This window comes from Massilia rubra (assembly GCF_011682065.1).
Lineage (GTDB): Bacteria > Pseudomonadota > Gammaproteobacteria > Burkholderiales > Burkholderiaceae_D > Telluria_A > Telluria_A rubra.
The window spans coordinates 372,031-398,781 of sequence record NZ_VUYU01000005.1 but is presented as its reverse complement, the minus strand read 5'-3'; the positions used below and the strand labels follow the sequence as shown (position 1 = coordinate 398,781).

Sequence of the window (26,751 nt, the reverse complement as noted above, 5' to 3'; positions counted from 1 at the left end):
AAACTCTTCAGTTCAATCTCTGTTTAATGTCCTTGCGGACAGATCGCTCACTCAAAATACTGACAAGCTCATCTTTCGATGCGCCGTGTTTCTTTTTTGTGAACATTTGATAATTTAAGTATTCAACGTCGCTTGCGCTTCGTTGGCACCTTCATCAAACGCCCACACTTATCGACTGTTAATTGTTAAAGAACTTATTCTGTACTACCTTCTGCCGTTTGCTACGAAGCGTTGTGTTCGTTGCAGCAGAGAGGTGAGATTATGCAGCGTTTCGCGTTTCTCGTCAACCTCTTTTTACTACCGCGCCTCCTTGGAGACGGCCCTGACAGGCTGCTAACTACTTGATTTCGTTAACCCTTTCTGCGGGGAGGCGAACTATAGCAAAGCCTGCCCCGAACTGACAAGGGCTCTTTTTACGCCGTGGCACGAACGGTACAGGTGCTGCGCTGCTCACCTTCTTCCAGGGTGATCGACACCGGCAGAAAACGCCCGATGACTTCCGCATTGGTGATGGCATGCTGGGAGATCACATCGGCCGTAAAACTACCGCCGCCGGCCAGCGCCATCGGCAGCATCAACTGATCGGCCAGGTGCTCGCCCACCGCCGCCTGCGATGCTATATAGCGGCGCGCCTCGTGCATCACATCCTTGGCGACGGTTTCGGCCCGCACCATTTTCTCGCCGAACGCGCAAAACACCTCGCTCGCGTGTTCGTATTCCAAGGTGATCAGCAAGGCATTGCCCGGCCCCTGATCGGCTGGCAAGCCACGCATGCGCAACTGGTCGCCCGACCAGCCCATTCCCAGGCCGACGCATTCGAGCTCGCGCAGCGCGATCGACGCCAGCAATCCCGCCACCATGCCCTCGGCATAGCCGCCAGTACGCTCGCCGCGCTCCATCAACGTCAGCTGCTGCAATTGCGGGCATGGCGCGATAGTGGCCACAATGCAGCCGCCGCCCGCCGGATAAAACCCGGAACGCAGCAATTCAATGTTGATGTCCGCCCCCATCTTGCGCAGCAACGGTAAATATGCGCGTTGCAGGAACTGCGCCGGCGGCGCCATGGGATTATGCGTGCCGCCGCTGATGCGCACCGTCGACGGGCCGTCCGCATGCAACAGGGCCAGCATCACCGTTTGCAGCACCAGCGTGCAACTGCCCGCCGAACCGATCGCGAACTGGTAATCGCCACCCTTGATGGCCTTGGGCGCAAACAGCAGCGTCTGCGAACCCAATTGCGCGCCGGTGACGGTAGCCCCGCTGATCCCGGTGGCGGCCTGGACCGCCACCAGATGCTGGCGCAGCAGCCCGGGCTTCTTGCGACCGGCCCGGATATTCTTGATGCAAAACGCCTGGCCGGTAATCATGGACAAGGTCAGCGCACTGCGCAGGATTTGTCCGCCGCCTTCGCCGACGGCGCCATCTAATTCAATCATCTTCAACTTTTCTTCTTATATATAGTGTAACCAGCGGCGGCATCAACCCTTGACGCACACCACCTGCTTGAGGATATGGACCACATCCACCAGGTCGCGCTGGGCGTGCATGACGGCGTCGATATCCTTGTACGCCATCGGAATCTCGTCGATCACGTTTTCATCCTTGCGGCATTCCACGCCCTCGGTCGCCTTGACCTGGTCGTCAACGGTGAACCGACGCTTCGCTTCGGTACGGCTCATGGTACGGCCGGCGCCGTGGCTGCAGCTGTTAAAGCTGTCCGGATTGCCTTTACCACGGACGATAAAGCTCTTCGCCCCCATCGATCCCGGGATGATACCCAGTTCGCCCGGACGGGCCGACACGGCGCCCTTACGGGTAATCAGCACATCTTTACCGAAGTGATGCTCCTTCTGCACATAATTATGGTGACAATTGACCGCTTCCACGTGCGTCTCGAACGGCTTGGTGATCACGGTACGCACCGCCGCGATCAGGTTATGCATCATCACGTCGCGATTGGTGCGGGCGAACTTCTGCGCCCAGCTGACCGCCTCGATGTAATCGTTATAGTGCTGCGTTCCTTCGGCCAGGTACGCCAGGTCCTGGTCGGGCAGGTTGATGAAGTGCGTGCGCATATCCTTCTTGGCCAGCTCGATGAAGTGGGTGCCGATGGCGTTACCTACGCCGCGCGAACCCGAATGCAGCATGAACCACACGAAACCTACCTCGTCCAGGCAGACTTCCACAAAATGGTTACCGCTTCCCAGGGTTCCCAGGTGACGGTAGTTATTCGTGGTTTTCAGCTTCGGCGTTTTCAGGCAGATGGCGTCGAATTCATCCTTTAACTGGCCCCAGGCCACATCCACCGCCGCTGGCGGCGTATTCCACGAACCTTCATCGCGGCCGCGGTAGCCGCGCGTCTTCGGCGACATACCGTGCGGGATCGCGCGCTCGATGGCGCTACGCAGCGCCGACAGGTTATCCGGCAAGTCGTTCGCGGTCAGGGTGGTCTTGGCGGCCATCATGCCGCAGCCGATATCCACGCCAACAGCCGCCGGGATCACCGCGCCGAGGGTCGGAATCACGCTGCCGATGGTCGAGCCTTTACCCAGGTGAACGTCGGGCATGACCGCGATATGCTTGTAAATGAACGGCATTTTGGCGGTGTTGGCCAGCTGCTTCTTGGCCACGTCTTCCACCGGCACGCCTTTGGTCCACATTTTGACGTGGCGGCCATCGTCCACATTCAGGACATCGTAGTTTTCGTTTTTCATATTTTTCTCACTCTATATAAGGTGATGCAAGGGGGCGACAACATCGCCCGGATAATTTGCTCTACCAGTTGAGCTACGGCCGCTTGCGCAACCGCCCGGACTCGAACCGGGAACGCAATGTAATCCGGACTGCATTCGCCAAAAATCAATTCCCGACAAGGAGTCGGCGGGACAAACAGTTGCCGGCTTCAGGCCAACAGCAACCCCCATGTAGTCCCGCCCGCATTCGGGGTAAAACGATTGAGCACGGTGCGACAAGAAAAATCCGATGCGAAATAGATTTGGAGATGTATTCGCACCAAGCATTCGCACCGCGCTCAAAACCTGTACAACAAATTCCCGACAAGGAGCGGCAAGACATGTCAGCTGTAGGACGCGAAGCCCTTGCAGCCGTGGATGTAGTCTTAACCTGCATTCGGGGTAAAACGATTGAGCACAGTGCGACAAAATTTCGCTACGAACTTGGACATTTGCAAAATGTATTCGCATCGGCATTCGCACTGCACTCAAAACCGGTACATCAAAAAAACTTACTCAAGCGCGATCGCTTCGATCTCGCCCACCCAATGCGCCGCGCCCAGCTGGCCGGCCGCAAAGGCGGCGATGATTTTGAACACATCGTCCGAAAAACCACCGACATTCAACACATCGGCGCGTTCCGCCGCCTGGCTGGTACTGTTCGGCGTGCAGTCGATACACACCAGCCGCGCCGCCGGATTGCGCTGCTTGAACAGCGCCCATTCGGTCATCGTGGCGGTGGCGCCCGCACGCTGGTCGATCCACGATTCATTGTCGGACACGTACACCACTAGGTCGGCCATCACCTTCTGCTTGTTCATGTGCGCCAGCGGTGCGCTGCAATTGGTACCACCGCCGCCAATCGCCGCCAGCTTCTGCGCATTGGTCATGACCGTATCGCGGGCATTCAATGCGCAAACCCGCACATAATTCTCGAACGGCAGCACCAGTGCATCCGGATTCTTGCGCAGCATCGCTGCGGCGATCAGCCCGGCCACATCGATACAACGTACCTTCGAGGTGCCGCCGCCCCGATAACCCGACACCGGCGACTGCATCGATCCGGATACATCCGGGCAAATCACGACCTTGCCCTCCACCTGCGGCACATTCGACAGCGACAGTTCCAGCGCATCCTGCAAAGCGTCGCTGATGGCCCGTGGCACATCGTCTGAAGCCGCCATATACGCCGACATCAGCTGGTACGGAAACACGCCCGCCTTGGCAATCGCCACCGGATCGCGCAGCTTGTCGGCGATGACTTCGACCATGCCCGGCAGCGCGTACACACCATTGCGGCCGAAGGTATTCAAATTCATGCGCACCATGTGCCAACCGCCCTGGCGTGCAATCTGCGCCCATGCCTGCGCCGACAATGACAATGACGTCAGCATCTGGAACGGCACGTCCGGCACCGGCTGCGACTGGTCGGCCTTGTACGCTTCGAAGGCCTTCAGCGCATCCGGCAGCGCATCCGCATTAAACGGCTTGCCGATCAACCAGGCGAAAAACGCGTCACGCCAGGCTTGCGACGGCTTCGGGTGCACCATCTTCACCACATCGCCCAGCGACGGCATGGCGCCGATCGAGGCCGCCAGCAGCTCTTTTTCCGATGCGCGGTTCAACCATTGCTGCACCAGCTTTTTCGGCCGGGTGCCCAGCGATTTACGACCCGCCGCGCCGGAGCGGATAATCTGCACCACATTGCGCAGCATCTTGCCGTTATTGACCACGCGGCGGAACACCGGGGTCAGTTCCGGCGCGCCATTGGCGGCCAGTACAGCGGTCAACAGCGCCGGCATATCCTTCATATAACCGCGTTCGCGGCAGTAAATCGCCGTCTGCGCGATAAATCTGGCGTCGACTTTTTCGCACAGCTCCAGCACCGTCGCCAACTGCGATTGCGCATTGACGTAATAGGTCGAATTCAGGCAACCGGTGGCGGCATACTGCGCCAGCTGGTGCCGTGGCGTCATGCTGTAAGCCGGAGCGCCTGCCGCATTAAGACCATCGGCGCGAGGGACAAAGATTCCCTTCAAGGTCTGGAACAACTGTGCGTTTGCCATTTTAACTTCCTCATTTTTCTTGTTTGTATCTCCTCTATTGCAAAGGGCGTGCCAGCTCGCACCACATCCGCATCAATTCCCCTTAAGTCCTTGATTTAAAAAAGATTACCAATTCGCCAAGCCAAACCGGCAAGAAATGGACAAGCTGGCAAGCACGTGATAAATTATCCAACAAGATAAAACTTTATACAGATATGAAACAGAAACGCATTGTGGTCATCGGATTCGTCGGCACCCAGCTCGACAGCGGCAAGGGCCCGGCCCGTTGGGAAAAGTGGCGCCCAAGCATCGCCATCACCCAGCACGAGGAATACGCCGTGCACCGCTTCGACATGCTCTACAGCGGCAAATTCGGCCCGGTGGTCGACGCCGTCACGGCCGACATCGCCGCCGTCTCGCCCGAAACGACCGTGGTCCCGCACAACATACCGATCAGCGACGCCTGGGATTTCGGCGAGGTCTACAGCGCCCTGTTCGACTTCGCCAAGCGCTACCCCTTCGATCCGGACAACGAGGATTACTGGATCCACATCACCACCGGCACCCACGTCGTGCAGATCTGCATGTTCCTGATGACGGAAGCGCGTTTCTTCCCCGGCCGCCTGCTGCAAAGCTCGCCGCCGCGACGCCAGTCCACCACCGAACCGGGCAGCTACGCGCTGATCGACCTCGACCTGTCGCGCTACGACCAGATCGCCCAGCGCTTTTCGCGCGAGCAAGCCGAAGGCGTGGCTTTCCTCAAGTCCGGCATTGCCACCCGCAACGCCAGCTTCAACACCATGATCGACGAGATCGAGCGCGTGGCCATCAAGTCGCGCGCGCCGATGTTGCTGATGGGGCCGACCGGCGCCGGCAAATCCTTCCTCGCGCGCCGGGTCTACGAACTGAAGAAAACGCGCCACCAGATCGACGGCAAGTTCGTCGAGCTCAACTGCGCCACCCTGCATGGCGACGGCGCCGCCTCGACCCTGTTTGGCCACGTCAAGGGTTCCTTCACGGGCGCCGCCGCCGACCGCCCCGGCTTGCTGCGCAGCGCCCACAAAGGCTTGCTGTTCCTCGACGAAATCGGCGAACTCGGTCCGGACGAACAGGCCATGCTGCTCAAGGCCATCGAAGAAAAGCGCTTTCATCCGGTCGGCAGCGACAGTGAAGTGCAGAGCGACTTCCAGCTCATCGCCGGCACCAACCGCGACCTGGCAAGCGAGGTGGTGGCCGGGCGCTTTCGCGAAGACTTGTACGCGCGCATCAATTTATGGACCTACGCCCTGCCCGGCCTGGTGGACCGGCCCGAAGACATCGAACCCAACCTGGTCTACCTGCTCAACCAGTTCAGCCAGGAATACGGGCAGATGGTGCGTTTCAACAAGGAGGCGCGCGAGCGCTACATGCGCTTTGCGATGTCGCCCGAGGCAGTCTGGGCCGGCAACTTCCGCGACCTGTCGGCGTCGGTTACGCGCATGGCGACCCTGGCCGAGGCGGGCGGCATTTCGGAGGGCGTCGTCAGCGCCGAAGTGGCCCGGCTGCAAAAACTCTGGCACCACTACACGCGCGCGCCGGTTGCGGCCGAGGTCGACCTCGCCGGGCTGATGGGCGAGGAAGCCGCCGCCGCCCTCGACCTGTTCGACGCCCTGCAACTGGCCGCCGTGGTGCAGGTGTGCCGCGCGTCGAGCACCCTGTCCGACGCCGGGCGCAAGCTGTTCGCCGTCTCGCGCAGCGCCAAGAGCAAGCCCAACGACGCCGACCGCCTGAAAAAATTCCTGGCGCGGTTCGACCTGGACTGGGACCGGGTCAGCGGCAGTCGGTAATTTGTCGGTATTGTCTTGGAAACAACAGCTATCAGTTAAATAGGTTGTATTGGCGATAATTCCTGCGGTATTCTGCATACATATGCCCACGGCATACTTAGCGCAACGCTAAGCGTTATCGGGAGAGTCTGTCGATCGCAACGTGTTATGGATCGACGGCGCCGAAGGAGCAACCGCCCCGGAATCTCTCAGGCCCCAGGACCGATAACGCATTTGAACTCTGAAGAGCCACCGGGAGTCGTCATCCGGTGCACCGAAGGAGCAAACCGGCCACGCATCGCGCGTTGCCGGCGAATCTCTCAGGTCCAGCACAGAGGGGGTATCCGACGCGCTGCGGCGCGCGGACTCTCCTATCTGACGTTTTTCGGACCTGGAAAACACATGAAAACCATTGCAGTAATAGGCGGCGGGATCACCGGCGTCACGACCGCTTACGCCCTCGCCAAACGTGGCTTTGCCACCACCCTGCTCGAACAACACCGCTACGCGGCGATGGAAACCTCGTTCGCCAACGGCGGCCAGCTGTCGGCCTCCAACGCCGAAGTCTGGAACCACCGCTCCACCATGCTCAAGGGCTTGAAGTGGATGTTCCGGCGCGACGCGCCGCTGCTGGTCAACCCAAAACCGAGCTGGCACAAGCTGTCGTGGTTCGCCGAATTCGCCGCCGCCATTCCCCACTACCGCAGGAACACCGTGGAGACGGCGCGCCTGGCGATTGCCGCGCGCGAGCACCTGTTCGCGTGGGCCGAAGCCGAGGGCATCGACTTCGACGTCAAGCGCAAAGGCATCCTGCACATCTACCGCGACAAGGCCGGCTTCGAGCACGCCGCCACAGTCAGCAGGATGCTGGCCGCCGGCGGCCTGGCGCGGCGGGCGGTGACTCCCGGCGAAATGCGCGGCATCGAGCCGACCCTGGCGGGCGACTATTACGGCGGCTTTTTCACCGACAGCGACGCCACCGGCGACATCCACAAATTCACCACGGGCCTGGCCGCCGCCGCACGCCGTAATGGCGTGGACTGCCGCTACGGCGTGCGGATCGGCGCAGTGCGCACCGACGGCCGCCACGCCCAGGTGACCGTGGGCGACGGCGAGCGCACCCAGACCGAGACCTACGACGGCATCGTCATCTGCGCCGGCACCGCCAGCCGCGCGCTGGCCGCCAGCCTGGGCGACCGGGTCAACATCTATCCGGTCAAAGGTTACTCGATCACGGTCAACCTGAACGACGCCGCCAGCCAGGCGGCAGCGCCCACCGTCAGCCTGCTCGACGACGCCACCAAGCTGGTGACCAGCCGCCTGGGGATCGATCGCTTCCGCGTGGCCGGCACGGCCGAATTCAATGGTTTCAACCGCGACATCCGCGACGACCGGATTCGCCCGCTGATCGACTGGGTGCACGAATGCTTCCCCGGCGTGAACACGCGCAGCGTGATTCCGTGGGCCGGCCTGCGCCCGATGATGCCGACCATGCTGCCGCGCGTCGGTCGCGGCAAGTCGCCCTGCGTCTTCTATAACACCGGCCACGGGCATCTGGGCTGGACCCTGTCCGCCGTCACCGCCGACATGATCGGCGACTTGATGCAACGCTCTCTCGATTTTCCAACGCACTGACCATGTGCGTTGACAACGATGTCCGGCATGCGTGCATGCCAATGCAGTCGCAGCACCCACCCCGCCTGGACAGGCGGGGTTCCCGTATCAATCTATGTGAGGAGAAGTCAATAATGCAAACAAAAATGCTCTCATGCCGTCCCATGCTCGCCGCCCTGCTGTGCGGCGCCAGCCTGGCCCTGGCCGGTGCGCCGGCACAGGCCCAGTCCGATGGGACCAGCACCTTCAAGGCGGTGCCCAAGCGCGCGGCAGCGGCGGCCCAGGCTGCGGCCCAGCGCGACTTCGCCCAGTTCGTGACGCACCAGGTGCAGGTGCGCGGCGCCAGCGGCGCGCCGGTCGACTTCCCGCTCGACATCAGCGACATGCAGGACCTGAAGGATGCCAAGATCGGCTACGGCTTCCCGGTCTACACGATCGATCCGAACGAGCTGCTGGCGGGCCGCGGCAGCATGAAACAGATGGCCAAGGCGACCGGTCAGTGGCGCTTCGTCATCCTGTTGAACCAGCGTCCGATCGGCATGGCGACGGTGGAACTCAATAACGGAAACTACGAAACGGTCGCCTACGGCGCCGCCGTGCTGGCCAAGGATGTGGATGCGTCGATGGGCTACTACGCCGACGCCGAGCGAAGCAATGTGCGTTTCGTGCGCATCTACCAGGCGCGCTCCGACGTGCTGGAAGTGGTCGCCCGCGAAGACGGCCGCACCCGCTATGCGCCGTTGCATTCGGCGCGCGAATCTCTGCTGATGCAACAGCGCGCCGTCAAGGACGGCAAGGCCGGCGACGCCCTGATGGACGAAGCGGAGCTGCTGCAGCCGCTGCGCAGCGCGGTCAAGCAGAACCTGGACGCTTCGAAGTAAGCCGACCATCCTCAGAACGAATCAGGAGATAACATGAACACAAATATGAAAAAGATCGTCGTCGGTGTCTCACTTTTGCTGGCGCTGCCGGCAGCCATGGCGCAATGGCGCACGCTGAGCGTGCCGCTGACGACCCAGGAACACAGCCAGTGGTGCTGGTCGGCGTCGAGCAAGGCGGTGCTGAACTATTACAAGAAGACACCGAGCCAGTGCCAGATCGTGAACTGGGCGTTCGGCTTGAACTACGCCTGCGGGAATACCTACTTCAACTGGAACAGCCCGGCCAACCAGCCGAACAATATGTACGGCTCCAACGGCAGCGTGCAGAACATCCTCAAGGCGTGGGGCGTGGCGAACGGCGCATACAGCGTGGCCTCGTCGTGGAGCAGCGTGGTATCGGACATCAACGCCAATCGTCCATTCGTGATGCGCTACGGCTGGAGCAACGGCGGTGGGCACATCATGGTGGGACGCGGGTACGAGACGGCCAATGGCGTGAACAACGTGTACATCATGGATCCTTGGCCGGGCGAGGGCCAGACCTACCGCACCTATAACTCCGCGGTGTCGGCGTCGGACCATCGCTGGACGCACACGCAGCGCATGAGCATCAACGGACCGACCTGAATGGCCTGAATTGCAAAACCGGGTTTTTCCCGGTTTTGCAGGCTGTTGCTGCGCTTGCGCTTGACCCTCTCGCTACGTGACGGTTTACCATCTTGCAAATGGAGAAACCGGCATGCTACTGAAAATAGGACAACTGGCCAAGCGCAGCGGCTTGAGCGTGCGCGCCTTGCGCCATTACGACGATATCGCCCTGCTCACGCCGTCGGTCCGCTCGGACAGCGGCTACCGCCTGTACGACAGCGCGGACGTGGCCCGCCTGTATCGCATCCAGGCGCTGCGCCGCCTCGACCTGCCGCTCACGCAAATCCAGGCGATGCTGGCCGACGGCGGCGCCAGCCTGCCGCAGGTGGTGGCGCAGCAGATCGCGTCGCTCGAACGCCAGATCGCGCAAGCGAGCGCCCTGCACGGCCAATTGCGCGACTTGCAGGCGCAGCTCGACGAGCGCCACGAGCCGTCGATGGACAACTGGCTGGCCGCCCTCGAACGCATGGCCGCCAGCGCACGCTACTTCACCGACGCCGAACTGCATACGCTCAAGACGCGGCGCCAGCACAGCGGCAGCGGCGGCGCCAACGCACAGCTGACCGCCACGCTGCACGAGCTGATGGCCCGGGGCCTGGCGCCCGACAGCCCTGAAGCCGGCGCATTCGCGCAACGCTGGCTTGCCACCCTGCTGGAGAGCGTGGGCGGCGACGAAGGCATGCTGATGAAGCTCTACGCCATGAACTGGAACGAGCCCACCCTGCACACTCTCAGCGGGGTTGACCGCGCGGCGATGCAGTTCATCTCGCACGCCATGGCGCACCGGCGCCTGGCCATCTACGCCAACTACTGCAGCCCGGCCGACATGGCCCTGCTGCGCCAGCACTACGTCAAGCAAACCGACACCTGGCCCATCCTCATCTGCGCCTTGCGCAATCACCTGGCCGAAGGCACGCCAGCCGCCAGCGTCGAGGTGCAAGCACTGGCGCGCCAGTGGCGGGCCCTGTCGCTGGCCAAGGCGCCGGGCCATCCCGCGCTCCAGGCCAAGCTGCGCCACGCTTTCGAGATGGAGCCCGGCTTGCGCACCGGCTCCGGCATCGACGCGCCGCTGATCGCGTACGTACGCGAAGCCATGCACAGTCTTTAAACCACCAGGAATCACCATGCCAGGCCATTTCTTCACGGGGAACTACGCTCCCCTCGATAGCGAATGCGACATCGACGCACTGCAGGTAGCCGGCACGCTGCCGCCGCAACTGCGCGGCGCGCTGTACCGCGTCGGACCGAACCCCCGGTTCGCGCCGCGCGACGACCACTATCACTGGTTCTCGGGCGACGGCATGGTGCACGCCTTCTTCATCGGCGACGGCAAGGTGGCCTATGCCAACCGCTGGGCGCGCACGCCGAAATGGCAGCTCGAAAATGACGCCGGCCATGCGCTGTTCGGCACCTTCGGCAACCCGGCCACCAGCGCCCCGTCAGTCCACGGCCAAAACAGCGGCACCGCCAATACCAATATGGCCTGGCACGGCGGGCGCCTGTTTGCGCTGGAAGAATCGCACCAGCCATTCGAAATGGACCCGCACACGCTGGCGTCGAAGGGGCACCAGGATTTCGACGGCGCCGTGAACAGGCGTTTCACCGCGCATCCCAAGGCCGATCCGGCCACCGGCGAGCTGCACTTTTTCTCCTACCTGCCCGACAGTCCGGGGGAGCCCAACATGCAGTACGGCGTGCTCGATGCGCACTGCCGGGTCACCACCTCAGGCGTCTTCCGCGCCCCCTACGCGAGCATGATGCACGACTTCATGCTGACCGAACGCCATGTGCTGTTTCCGGTTACCCCGCTGACCATCAGCGTGGAACGCGCCATGAAAGGGCTACCCTTGTTCGCATGGGAAGCGGAAAAGCGCAGCCACGTCGGCATCGGCGTGCGTGGTCAGGCGATGGACAAGCTGCGCTGGTTCGCCAGCGACGCCTGCCACGTGTTCCATGCGATGAACGCCTGGGACGATGGCGGGCGCATCGTGGCGTATGTGATGGAGTCACGCACCGCACCAGGCATGCCCAATGCCGACGGCAGCGCGGGCGAGGCGGCCGGCATGGCGGCGCGCCTGTGCCGCTGGACGTTCGATATGGAGAGCGATGGCGACAGTTTCGAGCGCACCATCCTCGACGACCTGGCGGCGGAATTCCCGCGCATCGACGAGCGCTTCAGCGGGCGCCGCAACCGCGTGGGTTTTTACTGCTGCCACAGCGTGCCGCGCATCAGGAGCGGTTCGGACAGTGTGCTGTACGACGCGCTGGCATGCTTCGACTTTGCCTCCGGCACGCGCCAGCTCTATGCACTGCCGGCCGGCGACGTTGTCTCCGAACCGGTCTTCGTGGCGCGCTCGGCGCAGTCGCCCGAGGGCGATGGCTGGCTGCTGGCGGTGGCGTGGCGCGCAAAAGAAGGCCGCAGCGACCTGCTCGTGATCGACGCGACGGACCTCGCGGCCGGCCCCGTCGCAACGGCGTGCCTGCCGCACCGCATACCGTTCGGCTTTCACGGCTGCTGGCGCGCCAGCGACTGACTTACAAACTTACAAGCCGTCGAAGTTGGGCGGACGCTTGGCCAAAAACGCCTGCATGCCTTCTTTCTGGGCGGGCGTGCCGAACGCCGCGTGGAAGTAGCGGCGCTCGTAGCGCACGCCTTCGGTCAGGGTGGTCTCGAACGCGCGGTTGACGCTATCTTTGATCGCCATCGCCACCGATACCGACATCGAGGCGATGGTGGTGGCCGCGGCCAGCGCTTCTTCCATGACCTTGTCCACCGGGACCACGCGCGACACCAGGCCGGTGCGCTCGGCTTCGGCCGCGTCGATCATGCGCGCGGTGAGCAGCATGTCCATCGCCTTGGCCTTGCCGATGGCGCGCGGCAGGCGCTGCGTACCGCCGGCGCCCGGGGTTACGCCGACCTTGATTTCGGGCTGGCCGAATTTGGCGGTGTCGGCCGCGATCAGGAAGTCGCACATCATGGCCAGTTCGCAGCCGCCGCCGAGGCAGAAGCCCTGCACCACGCCGATGACGGGTTTGCGCACGTTGAGGATATGTTCCCAGTTGCGGCCAATGTAGTTGCCGCCGTAGGTGTCGCCATAGTCGTAGTCGACCATCGCCGCGATGTCGGCGCCGGCCGCAAAGGCTTTTTCGCTGCCGGTCAGGATGATGCAGCCGATATTGCTGTCAGCGTCGAACTTGTAGAGCGCGTCGCCCAGTTCATCCATCATGTTGTCGTTCAGGGCGTTCAGCGCTTTGGGACGGTTCAGGCGAATCACGGCCACTTTGCCGTGGGTCTCGATCAGCAGGTCTGCATAGTTCATGGGATCCTCTATAAAAAAGCGTGGGGTAATGTGCGATTGTAGCCAATCTGCGCGTCAATCAGGGTTTGGGCAGCAGCACCCAGAGCTGGCCGCGCTGCTTCATGCGGCCGGCGTTTTCCATCGCATCAATGCCGAAGCCGAAGAAGAAGTCGGCCCGCACCGCGCCGCGAATGGCGCCGCCCGTGTCCTGCCCCATCACCAGGCGCCGCATCGGCGCCTCGCTGCCCGATTCGGTGGTGGCCAGCCAGATCGGCGCGCCGAGCGGCAAGAAGGTGGGGTCGATCGCGACCGAACGCGCCGGCGTCAACGCCACGCCCAGTGCGCCCTTGGGCCCGACCGAGGGATCGGGCAGGCGCTCTTCGCGAAAGAAAATGAAGCTCGGATTGGCGTTGAACAGTTCCTGGCGCCGCTCGGGATGGGCCGCAATCCAGGCCTTGATGCCCTGCGCGGTAGCCTGCTCCGGCGTCAGCTCGCCCTGCTCGATCAGCCAGCGTCCGATGGCCTTGTACGGATGGCCGTTCTGGTCGGCGTAGGCCACGCGCACCGTCTCGCCGCTGTCGGCCAGCTTGACCCGCCCGGAACCCTGCACCTCCAAAAAGAATGCTTCAACCGGGTCGTCGACCCACAGCAGTTCCTTGCCGGGGATGTCGGCGCGCTCGATCTCGGCGCGGCTGCCGTACGGGACCACCTTCTTGCCCACCAGCCGTCCGCGCACGCGCTTGTTTTTCAGCTCCGGGTACACGCCGGCCAGGTCGATGGTCAGCAGGTCGTCGGGCACCCGGTACAGCGGTGTCTGGAAGGCGCCGCCGCGTTTGCGGGCGCCGCGCAGCAAGGGTTCGTAGTAGCCGGTGATGAGGCCCGTGTCGGCGCCGTCAGGCGCGCGCACCTGGTTCGGCACGAACCAGGTTTCAAAATAGCTGCGCAGCGCCGCGCCATTGTTTGCATCGACCGTGCGCGCGGCGCCGCACGCGGTTTTCCATTCGGGCTTGCGCGCCAATACCCCGCACGAGGTCATGAAGGCCGGCCAGGCCTGGCGCAGGTCGTCGCGCTCCCAGCCCGGCAGTGCGGCAAAGGTCGATGGCGTCATCAACGGCGCCGGTTCGGCCCTCGCTGGCGGTGGCAAAGGCGGCTCTGGCGGCGGCTCCACCCGCATCACCGGCGGCAGCATGACGACGACAGGCGGCGCCTGTTTGGGCTCGGGCGTGGTGCATGCCGCGAGGACCAGCGCGACGGCGCCGGCCGAAACGAGTAAACTGCTGCGTGTTGAAGACATGGGAGTCGATATGTGGGTGTTAATGCTTGAAGCAGGCGTGGCGTTTTTCCTGCTGGTGTTTATCGTGTGGTGGACGATGTATTCGGGACCGAAGCCGACCAATGACGACCAGCAGCTGAACGCGCCGGAGAAAAAACAGGAACTCCCCGACGATACTAAACGCTGATCAGCCGCTGAGATCAGTGCAGGGTGCGCGGCAGCGACAGCACGAATTCGGGAATCTTGGTCTCGAACTGATGGCCGTCTTCGGCCACGCAGAAGTATTCGCCGGTCATCGAGCCTTGCGGGGTCGCCATCTGGGTGCCGCTGGTGTACTCGAACTGTTCGCCCGGCTGCAACAGCGGCTGATGCCCGACCACGCCCAGGCCGCGCACTTCGTCGATGTGGTTGTTGGCGTCGGTGATGACCCAATGCCGCGAGATCAGCTGCGCGCCGACGGTGCCGGTGTTTTTTATCGTAATCGCATAAGTGAACACGTAATTGCTTCGGCTCGGATCGGACTGCTCCGGCAGGTACTGGGTCCTGACAGTGACAGTAAATTCGTAAGCGGCCATCTGGATTTCCTTGATTAAGACTGTAAAAGTTGCCCGAGTGAATTTTCAGGCGCCGGCCTGACACGGCCCGGCGAAGCATCATACCTTGCGCCGCAAAATGGGGCCGGCCGCAAGGGCGCGCCACGGGAGAGCGTAAAATAGCGCATCTTCATTAACCGCAAGCTTTTTGCCAGCCGCCGCCATGACCACTTTCCGCATCGCTCCCAGCATTTTGTCCGCCGATTTCGCCCGCCTTGGCGAAGAAGTCCGCAATGTCGTCGCCTCGGGCGCCGATGTCATCCACTTCGACGTCATGGACAACCATTATGTTCCCAACCTGACCATCGGCCCGCTGGTGTGCCAGGCGATCCGCCCGCACGTGCAGGTGCCGATCGACGTGCACCTGATGGTCAAGCCGGTCGACCGCCTGATTCCGGACTTTGCCAAGGCTGGCGCGAACATCATCACCTTTCACCCGGAAGCGTCCGAGCATATCGACCGCTCGCTCCAGCTGATTCGCGATAACGGCTGCAAGGCCGGCCTGGTCTTCAATCCGGGCACGCCGCTGCACTTCCTCGACCATGTGATGGACAAGATCGACATGATCCTGATCATGTCGGTCAATCCGGGCTTTGGCGGTCAATCCTTCATTCCGGAAGCGCTGAAAAAAATCGCGCTGGCGCGCCGCATGATCGACGATTCGGGCCGCGACATTTTGCTGGAAGTCGACGGCGGCATCAAGATCGACAATATCGCCGCCGCCGCCGCCGCCGGTGCGGACACGTTCGTGGCCGGCTCGGCGATTTTCGGCCAGCCGGACTACAAGGCGGTGATCGACGCCATGCGCGTGGAGCTGGCCAAGGTCGGCAAGTAAAACCCACACCATGCCGTACTTCGAACTTCGCCTCGGATTTGCGCCGTCGTTTCACCGCGGCGGCGCGATTCGGGTCGAGGGCGATGTGACGGGCGTGGCGACGTTCGAAGCCGATCCCACGGGATTTCTGCCAGGCCTGGTTTTCACGCTGCCGGTGGACGCGGGCGACATGGCGGCCATCCATGCCAGTTGCTCGGCCATGCTGGCAGGATGGGATGACCGGTGGACCGAGGAGGGCTGCGACGGCATCAGCTTTGGCGGTACGTTTGCGTCGTCCGGCGCGCAGCCGCAACACTTTTCGCTGTGGAGCCCCGATCGGGCAAGCCTGCCGCACGCCATGATCAGAGCTGTATTCAAGTGCTTCCCCCCGGAGGGCTGCAGCGGCGTCGCCGAGGAACAGCTTGAAAGCATCCGCGGATATTTCGAATTGCAGCCGCCGGTAACGCTGTACAACGAAGTCCCCTTGCGCCTTCGCCTTGCACCTTCGGCGCATCGGGTTGATGCGAACGAGATTGAAACGCGCGTGCGCGCCCTGCCCGATCACGTTGACTTGATCGTCGACTTATCCGGCCTCGAAGCGATTCAGCGAGCACTGGCGCAGCTATTCCCAGTCAATTTGCTGCTACAGCGAAGCCATGCCGTGTATTGGCGAGTACGAAGCAACGCAGTCGACGTGCTGGTGAAGCACGGAGTCGATCCGTCCATGATCACTTCCATCGAGCGCGCGCAGTTTTCAGAGTGGGGATATCCTGTGGTGCTGGGCCGTGTGGTCCAGTCTCCTGGCATGTTCTCTCTTGCTCAAAACGGGAAAAGAATCGCGCTGGTGAGCACCTTCAGGAGCCAATTTTGCATGACGTACGTGGACGCGGCCAAGGCGGCAGTGATACTGATCGACTTCATGAAAACATACCGCATGCAATCGAACTAACGCCACGCTGTCACTTCACCCAATGGAAATTCACCGCCCCGATTACTGGATCCGCGATCCCGCCCTCGATCAGGGCGCCACTACCAGCATGGCGGCAATCCTGCCTCGGGTCGGACAGCGTGCGGCCGTCGGATTCGCGCCCGATACCGCGTCGTGCGCCGGGGCCGTTGAAACGCTTCTCTGGCAGCCTCCGTACACGGAATTGAACGGATGGGTCGACCAGCCTTCCGAGATCGCAGAAAGCTATCTGGTGGTTGCAAAGGTGGTCGACGTCTCCCCCAGCCTCGAACAGCGCAGTGGTTTTGCAAACGTGTACCGGCACCATGTCGACATTGTCTCCTGCGAACCGCTTCTGCCCATGCTTCATGGACTTCATGAGGACGCAAAGAGCTGGAGCCTGGTCAAGGTGGGCACGCAGCGCGGCACCGTGCTGGTCTGGGACGAGGTGCACTGGTGCAGCGCCGCAGCGATCGATGGGCTCATCTTCGTCACGGGCAACGCCGACCAATCGTTCATGGAACTGATTGTCGACGATGTCGATGGCGAGCTATTCGGACTTTTCAATGGCCACATGGACCCGGGCGGCAGCGGCCACCATGTGGGCCGGCACCGGCTCGATCGGCGTGAGCAGAAAACCATCCGCCAGGTGATTCAAAAAGCGCACCGGCTTGCCGACACTTGCCCTGCATACCTGACCGCATAAACATCGGCCAGCTCACAGGTCAAACCAGGAAATCGTGCTGCGAACATCAGTATGAAGACGTCCAAGCCGGCCAAAGAATTGATCCATATCATGAACAACTGCCGGTTTAGATCAACGACATTCAGTAACGATGTAGTCTCAATCGCATCAGCGCAGAATCCGACAAGTCAAGACAAGCCTCGTGCACAGAGCGAACGCAAACCGCTCCCATGTGGTAGGTTCTGGCGTGAGGGTAAGGACGTTCGCACCGGAGTAACAAGACTTACGGAGAACATTTTCTGGACAGATACACATGCCAACAGAAAAACCAAACCTGGACCTGCACTTTTGCAGTGATAGCGCAAGCGAGCGCAGCGCCTGTTGAAGCAAATCAATTGTATCGCGTAGCGATACTAGATACAATCAACACTATGATAAAAACGTTCAGACACAAGGGACTGCAACGGTTTTTCGAGACGGGTAGCAAAGCCGGAATTCAAGCAGCGCACGCGGCGAGATTGCGTCTCCAATTAGGCGCCCTTGACCAGGCTATTCGTCCGGAAGATTTATCGGCCCCCTCATGGGATCTTCATCCATTGAAGGGAAATTTAAACGGGCACTGGGCAGTCACGGTCAACGGCAATTGGCGGATGACTTTCGCATTCGATGGGAATGATGCGATCCTCGTTGACTACCGAGACTATCACTGAATTGACGAGGAATTACATGACTCGCATGCATAATCCGCCTCATCCAGGGGAAGTACTTCGGGAATATCTGGGGGGCATGACGGTAACGGAAGCCGCCTGTCGCCTTGGCGTAAGTCGGGTTACGCTTCAGCGTGTGGTTTCCTGCACTGCAGGAGTGTCGCCAGACATGGCGTATCGTCTGGGTACGGCCTTTGGCACAAGCCCTGAATTCTGGGCAGGCATGCAGCTCCAATATGATCTGTACCAGGCTGGAAAAATCAAACGACCTGGAATTGAACGCATCACGGCTTAGCCAAATAACTCCCGACGCCCTGCACCGTCCGATCCGATCCGATCCGGCTTGACGATGACATCTGGCCAGATCGAGTATCGAGGCATAATCGCGTGAAATGAAATCCGCCAGAATCGCCCTGATCGAATCTACCTGCCCCCATGAGCGCCGCCGGACTTACAGGTCGAACCAGAAAACCATGCGGCAGAAGTACCCGCGCGCTTCGATGTTCGCCATCAGGTCGATCGTCAAGCGGCACTCGAGCGTCATATGCAGCTCGCCGTCATCGGTGGCTGCGACCGCACGCCGGAATTCGGCCAGCGTGAGCCAGCTGCAACGCGAGTAGTGGGGTGCCGAGATAAAGTCCCACCGGTAGGCGATCGGATGACTTTCTCCTGTCCGCAACGCCTCGTCCGCCTCCGATCGCGCAATCGATGGCATTGCCAGCGCACCGTCCATATCGTCATCGTCGATGACATTTAGCCCATAGTGAAAATTCGCCATTGCCGATGCGGGCTCGGGAAAACCACGTGCGGCAACGAGATCATCGCGCCCATGCCGGTTGTTCATCGCATTGAACAGGGACGAACGCCTCGGCCACTCAAAAAATGCGATCGCCTGTGGAGCGACGAATTGTTCGGTATCCGATGCCTCCACCACCAAATGAATATCTGCGCCCATCCTGGTCCTTATCAATCTGTTAGCGTGCGGGGATGCTTACATTCTCGTCATCACGAAATCGCCTGTGCTGGAACAGGTAAAACCCATATTGCACCAGCGGCCGCGCAGGATACCGTCCTTGTCGATATTGCCGCTCAGCGAGATCCGGTCATGGGAAAGTCCTCCCTGGAAGAGCATGTCAACGCGGTCCCCGCTCAGGACGGTGCCAGCCGCGTCATTGAACATATACGCCGCCATCCAGCCATTGTCCGGAGCGTATACATCTTTGGCCACCTCTGTTGCCCAATAACCCAGGAAGGGCCGCCAATCGATATGAAAGCTGCCGTACTCCTGGTACAGGGCCTTATCCGGATCGGATGGCGCCGTCACACGCGCCCACAAGCCCGACCTGAACCGAACCGTCCCGCTGATATTGCTTGCGGATACATTCGAGGGCGTGCCCGGATCAATCGTCAACTCTACCCTCCACTTGCCTGCCAGTTGGCAGCACGGCGGTGGCGCTTTGGCTAGCTTGACGTTCAGCCGCGTGGTCTTGCCGGCCTCGACGGCAACATCTCGCCGTTGCGCCAGCAGATCGGTCCGACCGATGTCGACCGTCACAACACCCGGCACCAGCAGCGCCAATCCAAACTCGCCCGACGCTCCCGTCCGGTCAGAAACGTAGTCGGACGTGGGGCTGTCGTGGTCGACAGAGACCAGCACACCCTGAAGCGGCAAGCCAGTTTCCAGATCGACGACCTTGCCCTGGATGGCTCCTGTCGTGCGCGCCTCCTCAACAGTAAAGGCGCGACGGGCAGTCACTCCCGAACCGAACTGCACTTCCCTGGGCAGGGACCAGCCCCACACGACGAGCGCGAGCAATATCAACAACAGGCCGATGCGAAGCACGGCGACGACACGACGCGACATGAACCGGACGCGGCTCGCCGCAATTGGAGGTATCAATGGTGCTTTCTGAAAGGGTTGTGGCAAATACCTTGGCAAGCATCCCCGGCGGCGCGGATGCAAAGGCAGACGCCGCGCACCAGGTTTTTCGAGGCCCCTGAAGTCGAACCAGAAAATTATGCGGCAAAAGTACCCACGCTCTTCGATGTTGGCGACCATGTCGATGGTCGGGCGGCACTCCAGCGACAAACCCCGTTCCACGTGGCCTGCGCCTGCCACCACGAGCCTGAACTCGGACAGCGTCAACCAGCTGCATCGTGAAAATGGGACGCAGAGATAAGAAATGAATATCTGCGCCCATCGCTACGCTTGTCGAGGTCTGGCACCACTGCGTGGCGCGAGGTTCCCGCCGGTTGTATCAAACCGGTCACTGGAGGCGCCACGATGCCAGATCCGCGAACATCCCCCCAAGCTCATTGCGCCCATTCCACGTCAACCAGATGCGCAACGTGGCGCAGAACGATACACGCCGTATTGATGAATTGCCAATTTCAGCTCATACTCGCTCCCTGCACCGAAATATTGCCAATTTGCACTAAAATTTAACGAAAGCCACACCTCAACATGAACAAAATTTCGCTTTGCTGCCTCCTTTCGCTTGCCTTCCTCAATACCGCCTCTGCGGCGGAAGAGGCGGCGCCACAGTCCGATCCGAACAATTTCTGCTTTTTCGCTGGCGTCCCGCCAGCCGAGTTCACCTACACGGTGCTAAGGAAAGTCAAAGTGGCTAAAGGGACGTATGGCGGCGTTGCGGAGCTCCTTGGGGAATTGTCCCAACGCGCCAGAGCGGAAGGTGGCGACGCCATTATTAACTATGCCGGCTCGCAGCGCTTTGGCTTCTTCCCATGGCGCCTGGTACGTCCCGTGGTGCGCGGCCAGTCGATCAAGTGGACCGGTGCCGCCCCCAATTGCGAACAGGCTGGCGGATCGACGCTCGCGACAATCGTCCGGACAAACAAGGCCCCCGACCAATCCGGTCAACGAGCTGCACCCGAAACCCCGGCGGCTCAATAAACGTCCCGTCGCCTTGTGATGGCAGCCATGCCGCATGGCGACGCGGCCAGCTGCCCGATCGCGGATCGACGAATGCGCCCGTGCGTCTGCGCTGCGCCATCCGATCGACGCCCCTAACCGACCCTATCCCATGTTGACCAACTCTCTCAAGTCCGGGCACAGCCCCATACGCGCCGTCATCATCGACCTCGATGGCACCATGCTCGACACCCTGCCCGACTTCCACGTCGCCATCAACGCCATGCGCGGACAATTCGGCTACGCGCCGATCACGCAGCAGCAAATCGCGCTGATGATCGGCAAAGGCTCCGAAAACCTGATCCGCAGCGTCCTCGCGCTCGACAACGACGCCGCCGGCGTGGAACAGCGCTTCGACGACGCCATGGCCTCCTACCAGAGCCACTACCTGGCGATTAACGGCGACCATAGCGCGCTGTACGACGGCGTGATCGACGGCCTGGAAGCGATGAAAGCCGACGGCCTGCGCCTGGCCTGCGTGACCAACAAACCGATCGCCTTCGCCACCCCGCTGCTGGCGCAAAAGGGCCTGGCGCCGTATTTCGAGGTGGTCTACGGCGGCGACTCGCTGCCACGCAAAAAACCCGACCCGATGCCGCTGCTGCAGGTCTGCGCCGACTTCAAGCTGGCGCCCTCGCAAGTGGTGGCCATCGGCGACTCGTCCAACGACGCCGAGGCGGCGCGCGCGGCCGGCTGCTTTGTGCTGACGGTACCGTATGGTTACAACCACGGGCGGGCTATACACGAAACCGATTCCGATGGTATAGTTATCTCACTTGTAGATGCTGCAACGCGGATTCGTTCGCACAACAACAACGCAAACTAAAACCTCCACCACATATGTTTTTCATCAAAAAACACAATGTCACCCAAACCGGCTCGATTGAGGCCTGGCTTTGGCGACGCTGGCAATCCTGGGCTAAGTGACCCCGTATTGATTGCTGTCGGCCGCCTTTTTGCGCCGGCAGGTTTTTTGAAACCCACCGCCCGCGCACACGCCATGGCGGCATGGAGAAAAGCATGACCGAACTCGAATTCAAATCGTTGGCCAACGAAGGCTTCAACCGCATTCCATTGATCTCGGAAGCCTTCGCCGATCTCGAAACGCCCCTCACGCTGTACCTCAAGCTGGCCCAGACCCAAAACGCCGGAAAGAACACCTTCCTGCTCGAATCGGTGGTCGGCGGCGAGCGTTTTGGCCGCTATTCCTTCATCGGCCTGCCCGCCACGACGGTGCTGCGCACTTTCGGCGCGCGCACCGAAATCGTCAAAAACGGCGTCGTGATCGAAACCCACGACGGCAATCCGCTCGACTTCATCGAACAGTACCAGGCGCGCTTCAAAGTGGCGCTGCGTCCGGGCCTGCCGCGCTTTTGCGGCGGCCTGGCCGGCTACTTCGGCTACGACACCGTGCGCCACATCGAGCGCAAGCTGGCCGACACGCAGCCGAAGGACGACCTGGGCCTGCCCGACATCGAGCTGATGGTGACCGAGGAACTGGCGGTCATCGACAACCTGTCCGGCAAGCTGTATCTGATCGTGTACGCCGACACCGCGCAACCGGAAGCCTATTCCAAAGCGCGCCAGCGCCTGAAAGACCTGCGCATGATGCTGCGCCGTGGCGTCGACGCGCCGGTCACATCGAGCTCGGTGCGTACCGAAGCGGTGCGCGACTTCAGCAAAGAGGATTACCTCAAGGCGGTCGCGCGCGCCCACGAATACGTGATGGCGGGAGACCTGATGCAGGTGCAGATCGGCCAGCGCATCCGCAAGCCGTACGTGGACAATCCACTGACCCTGTACCGCGCCCTGCGTTCCTTGAATCCATCGCCGTACATGTACTTCTATAACTTCGGCGACATGCAGATCGTCGGCGCCTCGCCCGAGATTTTGGTGCGCAACGAGACCGCGTCCGACGGTACCAAAAAAGTCACCCTGCGCCCGATCGCCGGCACCCGTCCACGCGGCGCCACGCCGGAGCGCGACGCCGAACTGTCGAAAGAGCTGCTGGCCGACCCGAAAGAGATCGCCGAACACGTCATGCTGATCGACCTGGCGCGCAATGACCTGGGGCGCATCTCCGAGATCGGCAGCGTCAAGGTCACCGAACGCATGGTCGTCGAAAAATACTCGCATGTGCAGCACATCGTCTCGAACGTCGAAGGCACGCTCAAGGATGGCATGTCCAACCTGGACGTGCTGCGCGCGACCTTCCCGGCCGGCACCCTGACCGGCGCGCCGAAAGTGCGCGCCATGGAAGTGATCGACGAACTCGAACCGACCAAGCGCGGCATCTACGGCGGCGCCTGCGGTTACCTGTCGTTTGGCGGCGAGATGGATGTGGCGATCGCAATCCGCACCGGCGTGATCAAGGACGGCATGCTGTACGTGCAGGCCGCAGCCGGCATTGTGGCCGATTCGGTCCCCGAGATGGAATGGCAGGAAACCGAAAGCAAGGCGCGCGCGGTCCTGCGCGCAGCCGAGCAAGTGCAAGACGGCCTGGATGGGGAGATCTGAGATGCTGCTGATGATCGATAACTACGACTCGTTCACCTACAACCTGGTGCAGTATTTCGGTGAGTTGGGCGAGGACGTGCGCACAGTGCGCAACGACGAAATCACGATCGACGAGATCAGCGCGATGCGGCCGGACCGCATCTGCATCTCGCCCGGTCCCAAGACCCCGGCCGAAGCCGGGATCTCGATCTCCATCCTGGAGCAGTTCAAGGGCAAGCTGCCGATCCTCGGCGTGTGCCTCGGCCACCAGGCCATCGGCGCCGCGTTCGGCGGCAAGGTCATTCGCGCCAAGCAGGTCATGCATGGCAAAACTTCAGTGATCGCGCACACCGGCGTGGGCGTGTTCAAGAATCTTCCGAGTCCGTTTACGGTCATCCGCTATCACTCGCTGGCGATCGAGCGCGCGTCGCTCCCGGCCTGCCTGGAAGTGACGGCATGGACCGACGACGGCGAGATCATGGGCGTGCGGCACAGGGAATTCGATATCGAGGGTGTGCAGTTTCACCCAGAATCGATCCTGTCCGAGCATGGCCATGCCCTGCTGAAGAATTTTCTCGAACGCTAACACCTGCCCGTATCAAGGAGCTGTCATGCCGATCACCCCACAAGAAGCACTGCTGCGCTGTATCGAACACCGCGAAATTTTCCACGACGAGATGCTGCACCTGTTCCGCCAGATCATGTCGGGCGAAATGTCGCCCACCATGATCGCCGCGCTCACGCTCGGCCTGCGCGTGAAAAAGGAAACCATCGGCGAAATCGCCGCCGCCGCGCAAGTGATGCGCGAGTTCTCGACAAAAGTGCCGATGGCCGACACCACCCACCTGCTCGACATCGTCGGCACCGGTGGCGACGGCGCCCACACTTTCAATATTTCGACCACGGCGATGTTCGTGGCCGCCGCCGCCGGCGCGCGCGTGGCCAAGCACGGCGGACGCAGCGTGTCGTCGTCGTCCGGCAGCGCCGACGTGATCGAGTCGCTCGGCGCGAACATCAACCTCTCGCCCGAGCAGATCGCGCAGTCGATCGCGCAGACCGGCATCGGCTTCATGTTCGCACCGAACCACCATGCCGCCATGAAGCATGCGGCGCCGGTGCGGCGCGAACTGGGCGTGCGCACCATTTTCAATATCCTCGGGCCGCTGACCAATCCGGCCGGCGCGCCGAATATCCTGATGGGCGTGTTCCACCAGGATCTGGTGGGCATCCAGGTGCGCGTGCTGCAGCGCCTCGGCGCACAGCATGCGGTGGTGGTGTATGGGCGCGACAATATGGATGAAGTCTCGCTCGGCGCGGCCACCATGGTCGGTGAACTGGTCAACGGCGAAATCCGCGAATACGAGATTCATCCCGAAGACTTCGGCCTGCCGATGATCGCCAGCCGCAACCTGAAGGTGGCGAATGCGGAAGAGTCGAAGATCAAGATGATGGAAGCGCTCAATGGCGAGCCGGGTGCGGCGTACGATATCGTGGCGCTCAATGCGGGTACGGCCTTGTATGCGGCGGGCGTGGCCAGTTCGATTGAAGATGGCCTGAAAAAAGCACGCGAGGCGATCGAATCGGGCGCCGCGCGGGCCAAGGTCGACCAGTTTGTCCAGGTGACCCAGCAGTTAGGTGCCTGAACGTCGTAGTATCGACTGGAAGGTGCCTGTGCCTCAAAACTCAAAACCGTCATTCCCGCGCCAAGGCGGCCCTCGGCGGGAATCTAAGACGCCTACGTTAATCGACTACGCCTTGGATTCCCGCCTGCGCGGGAATGACGGCTAGGATTTTGCGCCATGTTCGGCATCCACGACCTCCCCCTGTTCATCCTCTCCGGCCTGCTGCTCAACATCATGCCCGGCCCGGACTCGCTCCTGATCATGACGCGCAGCGCCACCCAGGGCTGGCGCGCCGGCGTGGCCGCCACCATGGGCATCGGCGCCGGCACCATGATCCACGTATTAGCCGCGGCGCTCGGCCTGTCCGCCATCCTGGCCACGTCGGCGACCGCCTTCATGGTCGTCAAGTACGTCGGCGCGGCGTACATCATCTACATGGCGGTCGGCCTGCTGCGCAGCAAACGGCGCGACCCGGCTGCGCCAATCGTCGTGCCGCCGCTGCCATACGCTAAAATTTTCGCCCAGGGCTTCCTGACGAATGTGCTGAACCCCAAGGTGGCTGTCTTCTTCCTCGCCTTCGTGCCCCAGTTTATCGCGCACGATGCGCCCGGCAAGGCGCTCGCCTTTGTCATCCTCGGATGCATTTTCAACCTGAACGGCATGCTGTGGTGTACCTCGCTGGCGCTGTTCACGGCGCAGGCCAGCGCCCGCATCAAGGTCAATCCGAATGTATCGCTGTGGCTTAACCGCGTCACCGGCGGCCTGTTCATCTGGCTCGGTATCAAGCTCGCGCTCTCCAAACAAAACTAAGGCCTCTCCATGTCCGATATCCTCAACAAAATCCTGGCGGTCAAGGCTGACGAAGTCGCCGCCGCAAAAAAGCACCGCGACCTGGCCAGCCTGCGCCGCGAAGTCGAAACCGATGGCACCTTGCGCAGCGGCCTGCGCGGCTTCGAAGCGAGCCTGCGCAAGCACATTGCAGCCGGCCACGCGGGCGTGATCGCCGAAGTCAAAAAAGCCTCGCCCTCAAAAGGCGTACTGCGCGCCGACTTCCGTCCCGCGAACATCGCCGAGAGCTACGCGCGCCACGGCGCGGCGTGCCTGTCGGTGCTGACCGACGTGCAGTTCTTCCAGGGCCAGGTCGAGTACCTGAAACAGGCGCGCGCAGCCTGCGAGATCCCGGTGATCCGCAAGGACTTCATGATCGATATGTACCAGGTCTACGAAGCGCGCGCGATGGGCGCCGATGCGATTTTGCTGATCGTGTCGGCCCTTGACCACGGCCTGATGGCCGAACTGGAAGCCTGCGCGCACGAACTGGGCATGGACGTGCTGGTGGAAGTACACGACGGCGATGAACTGACGGCCGCGCTCAAGCTCGATACGAAGCTGGTCGGCATCAACAACCGCAACCTGCGCACCTTCGAGACATCGCTGCAAACGACCATCGACCTGCTGCCGCGCATCCCGGCCGAGAAACTGGTGGTGACCGAATCGGGCATCATGGGGCCAGGCGACGTCAAGCGCATGCGCGACGCCAATGTGCACGCCTTCCTGGTCGGCGAAGCGTTCATGCGCGCGCCGGAACCGGGTGTGGAGTTGCAACGCCTGTTCAGCTGACCAGGCCTTCGCGCATTTCCCGCCGCGCGAGCGGCGGGA

General features: G+C 61.8%; 27 protein-coding genes and 2 riboswitches. Of the genes, 19 read left to right on the top strand and 8 right to left on the bottom strand.

Translation table 11 applies throughout. From position 1 onward, the window contains the following. Nucleotides 1-413: 413 nt before the first annotated feature. The 3 genes from rtcA to F0185_RS10340 all read right to left on the bottom strand — a co-directional run bounded on the left by rtcA (nucleotide 414) and on the right by F0185_RS10340 (nucleotide 4,708). A complete protein-coding gene (rtcA, locus tag F0185_RS10350; RefSeq protein WP_167224013.1) occupies nucleotides 414-1,436 on the bottom strand; it encodes an RNA 3'-terminal phosphate cyclase in 1,023 nt (340 codons plus the stop codon). A gap of 42 nt (nucleotides 1,437-1,478) precedes the next feature. Further along, nucleotides 1,479-2,714, bottom strand: coding sequence for an RtcB family protein (locus F0185_RS10345; protein ID WP_166898149.1), 1,236 nt, complete (start codon nucleotides 2,712-2,714; stop codon nucleotides 1,479-1,481). Nucleotides 2,715-3,244: 530 nt separating this feature from the next. Beyond that, nucleotides 3,245-4,708: a vWA domain-containing protein gene (locus F0185_RS10340; RefSeq protein WP_229476882.1), complete on the bottom strand. Its 1,464-nt coding sequence runs from the start codon at nucleotides 4,706-4,708 to the stop codon at nucleotides 3,245-3,247. A gap of 284 nt (nucleotides 4,709-4,992) precedes the next feature. On the opposite strand from F0185_RS10340, the gene rtcR reads away from it, so the two are divergent. The 6 genes from rtcR (at nucleotide 4,993) to F0185_RS10310 (ending at nucleotide 12,259) form a co-directional block, all read left to right on the top strand. Then, nucleotides 4,993-6,603, top strand: a complete 1,611-nt coding sequence (rtcR, locus tag F0185_RS10335) for an RNA repair transcriptional activator RtcR (protein ID WP_167224009.1) — start codon at nucleotides 4,993-4,995, stop codon at nucleotides 6,601-6,603. A 109-nt stretch (nucleotides 6,604-6,712) separates the two neighbouring features. Then, nucleotides 6,713-6,817: riboswitch (glycine riboswitch) on the top strand. Continuing rightward, a riboswitch (glycine riboswitch) is annotated at nucleotides 6,818-6,927 on the top strand. Between the two features lie 57 nt (nucleotides 6,928-6,984). After that, nucleotides 6,985-8,217 carry a D-amino acid dehydrogenase gene (locus tag F0185_RS10330; protein WP_167224007.1) on the top strand — a complete coding sequence of 411 codons (1,233 nt, stop codon included), beginning with the start codon at nucleotides 6,985-6,987 and terminating at the stop codon, nucleotides 8,215-8,217. A gap of 113 nt (nucleotides 8,218-8,330) precedes the next feature. After that, nucleotides 8,331-9,077: a hypothetical protein gene (locus F0185_RS10325; protein ID WP_229476880.1), complete on the top strand. Its 747-nt coding sequence runs from the start codon at nucleotides 8,331-8,333 to the stop codon at nucleotides 9,075-9,077. Between the two features lie 33 nt (nucleotides 9,078-9,110). Then, nucleotides 9,111-9,704 carry a C39 family peptidase gene (locus F0185_RS10320; RefSeq protein WP_229476879.1) on the top strand — a complete coding sequence of 198 codons (594 nt, stop codon included), beginning with the start codon at nucleotides 9,111-9,113 and terminating at the stop codon, nucleotides 9,702-9,704. A gap of 112 nt (nucleotides 9,705-9,816) precedes the next feature. After that, the gene (locus F0185_RS10315; RefSeq protein WP_167224005.1) at nucleotides 9,817-10,833 is read left to right on the top strand and encodes a MerR family transcriptional regulator; all 1,017 of its coding nucleotides are present in this window, start codon (nucleotides 9,817-9,819) and stop codon (nucleotides 10,831-10,833) included. A gap of 16 nt (nucleotides 10,834-10,849) precedes the next feature. Then, a complete protein-coding gene (locus F0185_RS10310) occupies nucleotides 10,850-12,259 on the top strand; it encodes a carotenoid oxygenase family protein (protein WP_167224003.1) in 1,410 nt (469 codons plus the stop codon). Between the two features lie 9 nt (nucleotides 12,260-12,268). Here the strand turns inward: F0185_RS10310 and F0185_RS10305 are convergent, their stop codons facing one another. Together F0185_RS10305 and mltA are read right to left on the bottom strand one after the other, a co-directional pair. After that, nucleotides 12,269-13,045, bottom strand: a complete 777-nt coding sequence (locus F0185_RS10305; RefSeq protein WP_167224001.1) for an enoyl-CoA hydratase — start codon at nucleotides 13,043-13,045, stop codon at nucleotides 12,269-12,271. Nucleotides 13,046-13,103: 58 nt separating this feature from the next. Further along, nucleotides 13,104-14,318: a murein transglycosylase A gene (gene mltA / locus F0185_RS10300; RefSeq protein WP_167223999.1), complete on the bottom strand. Its 1,215-nt coding sequence runs from the start codon at nucleotides 14,316-14,318 to the stop codon at nucleotides 13,104-13,106. Here mltA and F0185_RS10295 point away from each other — a divergent pair. Further along, nucleotides 14,212-14,484 (top strand): hypothetical protein, encoded by a 273-nt coding sequence (locus F0185_RS10295; RefSeq protein WP_167223474.1) that lies wholly within the window; start codon nucleotides 14,212-14,214, stop codon nucleotides 14,482-14,484. The genes mltA and F0185_RS10295 overlap by 107 nt on opposite strands. Before the next feature lie 13 nt (nucleotides 14,485-14,497). On the opposite strand, the gene apaG is transcribed toward F0185_RS10295, so the two are convergent. After that, entirely contained in the window at nucleotides 14,498-14,872 is a 375-nt protein-coding gene (gene apaG, locus F0185_RS10290) for a Co2+/Mg2+ efflux facilitator ApaG/CorD (protein WP_166898164.1), read from the bottom strand. A 181-nt stretch (nucleotides 14,873-15,053) separates the two neighbouring features. Between apaG and rpe the strand changes: the two genes are divergently transcribed. The 5 genes from rpe to F0185_RS10265 all read left to right on the top strand — a co-directional run bounded on the left by rpe (nucleotide 15,054) and on the right by F0185_RS10265 (nucleotide 18,337). Next, nucleotides 15,054-15,725 (top strand): ribulose-phosphate 3-epimerase, encoded by a 672-nt coding sequence (gene rpe / locus F0185_RS10285; RefSeq protein WP_167223997.1) that lies wholly within the window; start codon nucleotides 15,054-15,056, stop codon nucleotides 15,723-15,725. Between the two features lie 10 nt (nucleotides 15,726-15,735). Next, entirely contained in the window at nucleotides 15,736-16,653 is a 918-nt protein-coding gene (locus F0185_RS10280; protein WP_167223995.1) for a hypothetical protein, read from the top strand. Nucleotides 16,654-16,675: 22 nt separating this feature from the next. Beyond that, nucleotides 16,676-17,356: a hypothetical protein gene (locus tag F0185_RS10275; protein WP_167223993.1), complete on the top strand. Its 681-nt coding sequence runs from the start codon at nucleotides 16,676-16,678 to the stop codon at nucleotides 17,354-17,356. A 410-nt stretch (nucleotides 17,357-17,766) separates the two neighbouring features. After that, nucleotides 17,767-18,045 (top strand): type II toxin-antitoxin system RelE/ParE family toxin, encoded by a 279-nt coding sequence (locus F0185_RS10270; RefSeq protein WP_187362481.1) that lies wholly within the window; start codon nucleotides 17,767-17,769, stop codon nucleotides 18,043-18,045. A 16-nt stretch (nucleotides 18,046-18,061) separates the two neighbouring features. Continuing rightward, nucleotides 18,062-18,337, top strand: coding sequence for a HigA family addiction module antitoxin (locus tag F0185_RS10265; RefSeq protein WP_167223989.1), 276 nt, complete (start codon nucleotides 18,062-18,064; stop codon nucleotides 18,335-18,337). Between the two features lie 156 nt (nucleotides 18,338-18,493). Here the strand turns inward: F0185_RS10265 and F0185_RS10260 are convergent, their stop codons facing one another. Continuing rightward, entirely contained in the window at nucleotides 18,494-18,997 is a 504-nt protein-coding gene (locus F0185_RS10260; protein WP_167223987.1) for a hypothetical protein, read from the bottom strand. A gap of 36 nt (nucleotides 18,998-19,033) precedes the next feature. Continuing rightward, complete coding sequence (locus F0185_RS10255) at nucleotides 19,034-20,188, bottom strand: carboxypeptidase-like regulatory domain-containing protein (protein WP_167223985.1); 1,155 nt, start codon at nucleotides 20,186-20,188, stop codon at nucleotides 19,034-19,036. Nucleotides 20,189-20,506: 318 nt separating this feature from the next. On the opposite strand from F0185_RS10255, the gene F0185_RS10250 reads away from it, so the two are divergent. The 7 genes from F0185_RS10250 to trpC all read left to right on the top strand — a co-directional run bounded on the left by F0185_RS10250 (nucleotide 20,507) and on the right by trpC (nucleotide 26,712). Continuing rightward, nucleotides 20,507-20,956: a hypothetical protein gene (locus F0185_RS10250; RefSeq protein WP_167223983.1), complete on the top strand. Its 450-nt coding sequence runs from the start codon at nucleotides 20,507-20,509 to the stop codon at nucleotides 20,954-20,956. 130 nt (nucleotides 20,957-21,086) lie between these two features. Then, on the top strand, nucleotides 21,087-21,800 hold the full coding sequence (locus F0185_RS10245; protein ID WP_167223981.1) for a phosphoglycolate phosphatase: 714 nt from the start codon (nucleotides 21,087-21,089) through the stop codon (nucleotides 21,798-21,800). A gap of 194 nt (nucleotides 21,801-21,994) precedes the next feature. Further along, nucleotides 21,995-23,491 (top strand): anthranilate synthase component I, encoded by a 1,497-nt coding sequence (gene trpE / locus F0185_RS10240; RefSeq protein WP_167223978.1) that lies wholly within the window; start codon nucleotides 21,995-21,997, stop codon nucleotides 23,489-23,491. Nucleotide 23,492: 1 nt separating this feature from the next. Beyond that, complete coding sequence (locus tag F0185_RS10235) at nucleotides 23,493-24,056, top strand: anthranilate synthase component II (RefSeq protein WP_167223976.1); 564 nt, start codon at nucleotides 23,493-23,495, stop codon at nucleotides 24,054-24,056. Between the two features lie 25 nt (nucleotides 24,057-24,081). Continuing rightward, a complete protein-coding gene (trpD, locus tag F0185_RS10230) occupies nucleotides 24,082-25,113 on the top strand; it encodes an anthranilate phosphoribosyltransferase (RefSeq protein ID WP_167223974.1) in 1,032 nt (343 codons plus the stop codon). Between the two features lie 156 nt (nucleotides 25,114-25,269). Continuing rightward, nucleotides 25,270-25,902, top strand: a complete 633-nt coding sequence (locus F0185_RS10225; protein ID WP_167223972.1) for a LysE family translocator — start codon at nucleotides 25,270-25,272, stop codon at nucleotides 25,900-25,902. Nucleotides 25,903-25,911: 9 nt separating this feature from the next. Further along, nucleotides 25,912-26,712 carry an indole-3-glycerol phosphate synthase TrpC gene (gene trpC / locus F0185_RS10220; RefSeq protein WP_167223970.1) on the top strand — a complete coding sequence of 267 codons (801 nt, stop codon included), beginning with the start codon at nucleotides 25,912-25,914 and terminating at the stop codon, nucleotides 26,710-26,712. Nucleotides 26,713-26,751: the final 39 nt, after the last annotated feature.

Excerpts from the sequence above, each read along its gene's own strand:
- F0185_RS10250 (WP_167223983.1), top strand. The coding sequence starts at position 20,507 with ATGAACAAAATTTCGCTTTGCTGCCTCCTTTCGCTTGCCTTCCTCAAT.
- F0185_RS10325 (WP_229476880.1), top strand. The coding sequence starts at position 8,331 with ATGCAAACAAAAATGCTCTCATGCCGTCCCATGCTCGCCGCCCTGCTG.
- F0185_RS10315 (WP_167224005.1), top strand. The coding sequence starts at position 9,817 with ATGCTACTGAAAATAGGACAACTGGCCAAGCGCAGCGGCTTGAGCGTG.
- F0185_RS10275 (WP_167223993.1), top strand. The coding sequence starts at position 16,676 with ATGGAAATTCACCGCCCCGATTACTGGATCCGCGATCCCGCCCTCGAT.
- F0185_RS10345 (WP_166898149.1), bottom strand. The coding sequence starts at position 2,714 with ATGAAAAACGAAAACTACGATGTCCTGAATGTGGACGATGGCCGCCAC.
- rtcR (WP_167224009.1), top strand. The coding sequence starts at position 4,993 with ATGAAACAGAAACGCATTGTGGTCATCGGATTCGTCGGCACCCAGCTC.
- F0185_RS10225 (WP_167223972.1), top strand. The coding sequence starts at position 25,270 with ATGTTCGGCATCCACGACCTCCCCCTGTTCATCCTCTCCGGCCTGCTG.
- rpe (WP_167223997.1), top strand. The coding sequence starts at position 15,054 with ATGACCACTTTCCGCATCGCTCCCAGCATTTTGTCCGCCGATTTCGCC.
- F0185_RS10305 (WP_167224001.1), bottom strand. The coding sequence starts at position 13,045 with ATGAACTATGCAGACCTGCTGATCGAGACCCACGGCAAAGTGGCCGTG.
- mltA (WP_167223999.1), bottom strand. The coding sequence starts at position 14,318 with ATGTCTTCAACACGCAGCAGTTTACTCGTTTCGGCCGGCGCCGTCGCG.
- F0185_RS10270 (WP_187362481.1), top strand. The coding sequence starts at position 17,767 with ATGATAAAAACGTTCAGACACAAGGGACTGCAACGGTTTTTCGAGACG.
- trpC (WP_167223970.1), top strand. The coding sequence starts at position 25,912 with ATGTCCGATATCCTCAACAAAATCCTGGCGGTCAAGGCTGACGAAGTC.
- F0185_RS10245 (WP_167223981.1), top strand. The coding sequence starts at position 21,087 with ATGTTGACCAACTCTCTCAAGTCCGGGCACAGCCCCATACGCGCCGTC.
- F0185_RS10330 (WP_167224007.1), top strand. The coding sequence starts at position 6,985 with ATGAAAACCATTGCAGTAATAGGCGGCGGGATCACCGGCGTCACGACC.
- F0185_RS10295 (WP_167223474.1), top strand. The coding sequence starts at position 14,212 with ATGACGACGACAGGCGGCGCCTGTTTGGGCTCGGGCGTGGTGCATGCC.
- F0185_RS10340 (WP_229476882.1), bottom strand. The coding sequence starts at position 4,708 with ATGACGCCACGGCACCAGCTGGCGCAGTATGCCGCCACCGGTTGCCTG.
- trpE (WP_167223978.1), top strand. The coding sequence starts at position 21,995 with ATGACCGAACTCGAATTCAAATCGTTGGCCAACGAAGGCTTCAACCGC.
- F0185_RS10320 (WP_229476879.1), top strand. The coding sequence starts at position 9,111 with ATGAACACAAATATGAAAAAGATCGTCGTCGGTGTCTCACTTTTGCTG.
- F0185_RS10260 (WP_167223987.1), bottom strand. The coding sequence starts at position 18,997 with ATGGGCGCAGATATTCATTTGGTGGTGGAGGCATCGGATACCGAACAA.
- F0185_RS10235 (WP_167223976.1), top strand. The coding sequence starts at position 23,493 with ATGCTGCTGATGATCGATAACTACGACTCGTTCACCTACAACCTGGTG.
- rtcA (WP_167224013.1), bottom strand. The coding sequence starts at position 1,436 with ATGATTGAATTAGATGGCGCCGTCGGCGAAGGCGGCGGACAAATCCTG.
- F0185_RS10265 (WP_167223989.1), top strand. The coding sequence starts at position 18,062 with ATGACTCGCATGCATAATCCGCCTCATCCAGGGGAAGTACTTCGGGAA.
- F0185_RS10280 (WP_167223995.1), top strand. The coding sequence starts at position 15,736 with ATGCCGTACTTCGAACTTCGCCTCGGATTTGCGCCGTCGTTTCACCGC.
- F0185_RS10310 (WP_167224003.1), top strand. The coding sequence starts at position 10,850 with ATGCCAGGCCATTTCTTCACGGGGAACTACGCTCCCCTCGATAGCGAA.
- trpD (WP_167223974.1), top strand. The coding sequence starts at position 24,082 with ATGCCGATCACCCCACAAGAAGCACTGCTGCGCTGTATCGAACACCGC.
- apaG (WP_166898164.1), bottom strand. The coding sequence starts at position 14,872 with ATGGCCGCTTACGAATTTACTGTCACTGTCAGGACCCAGTACCTGCCG.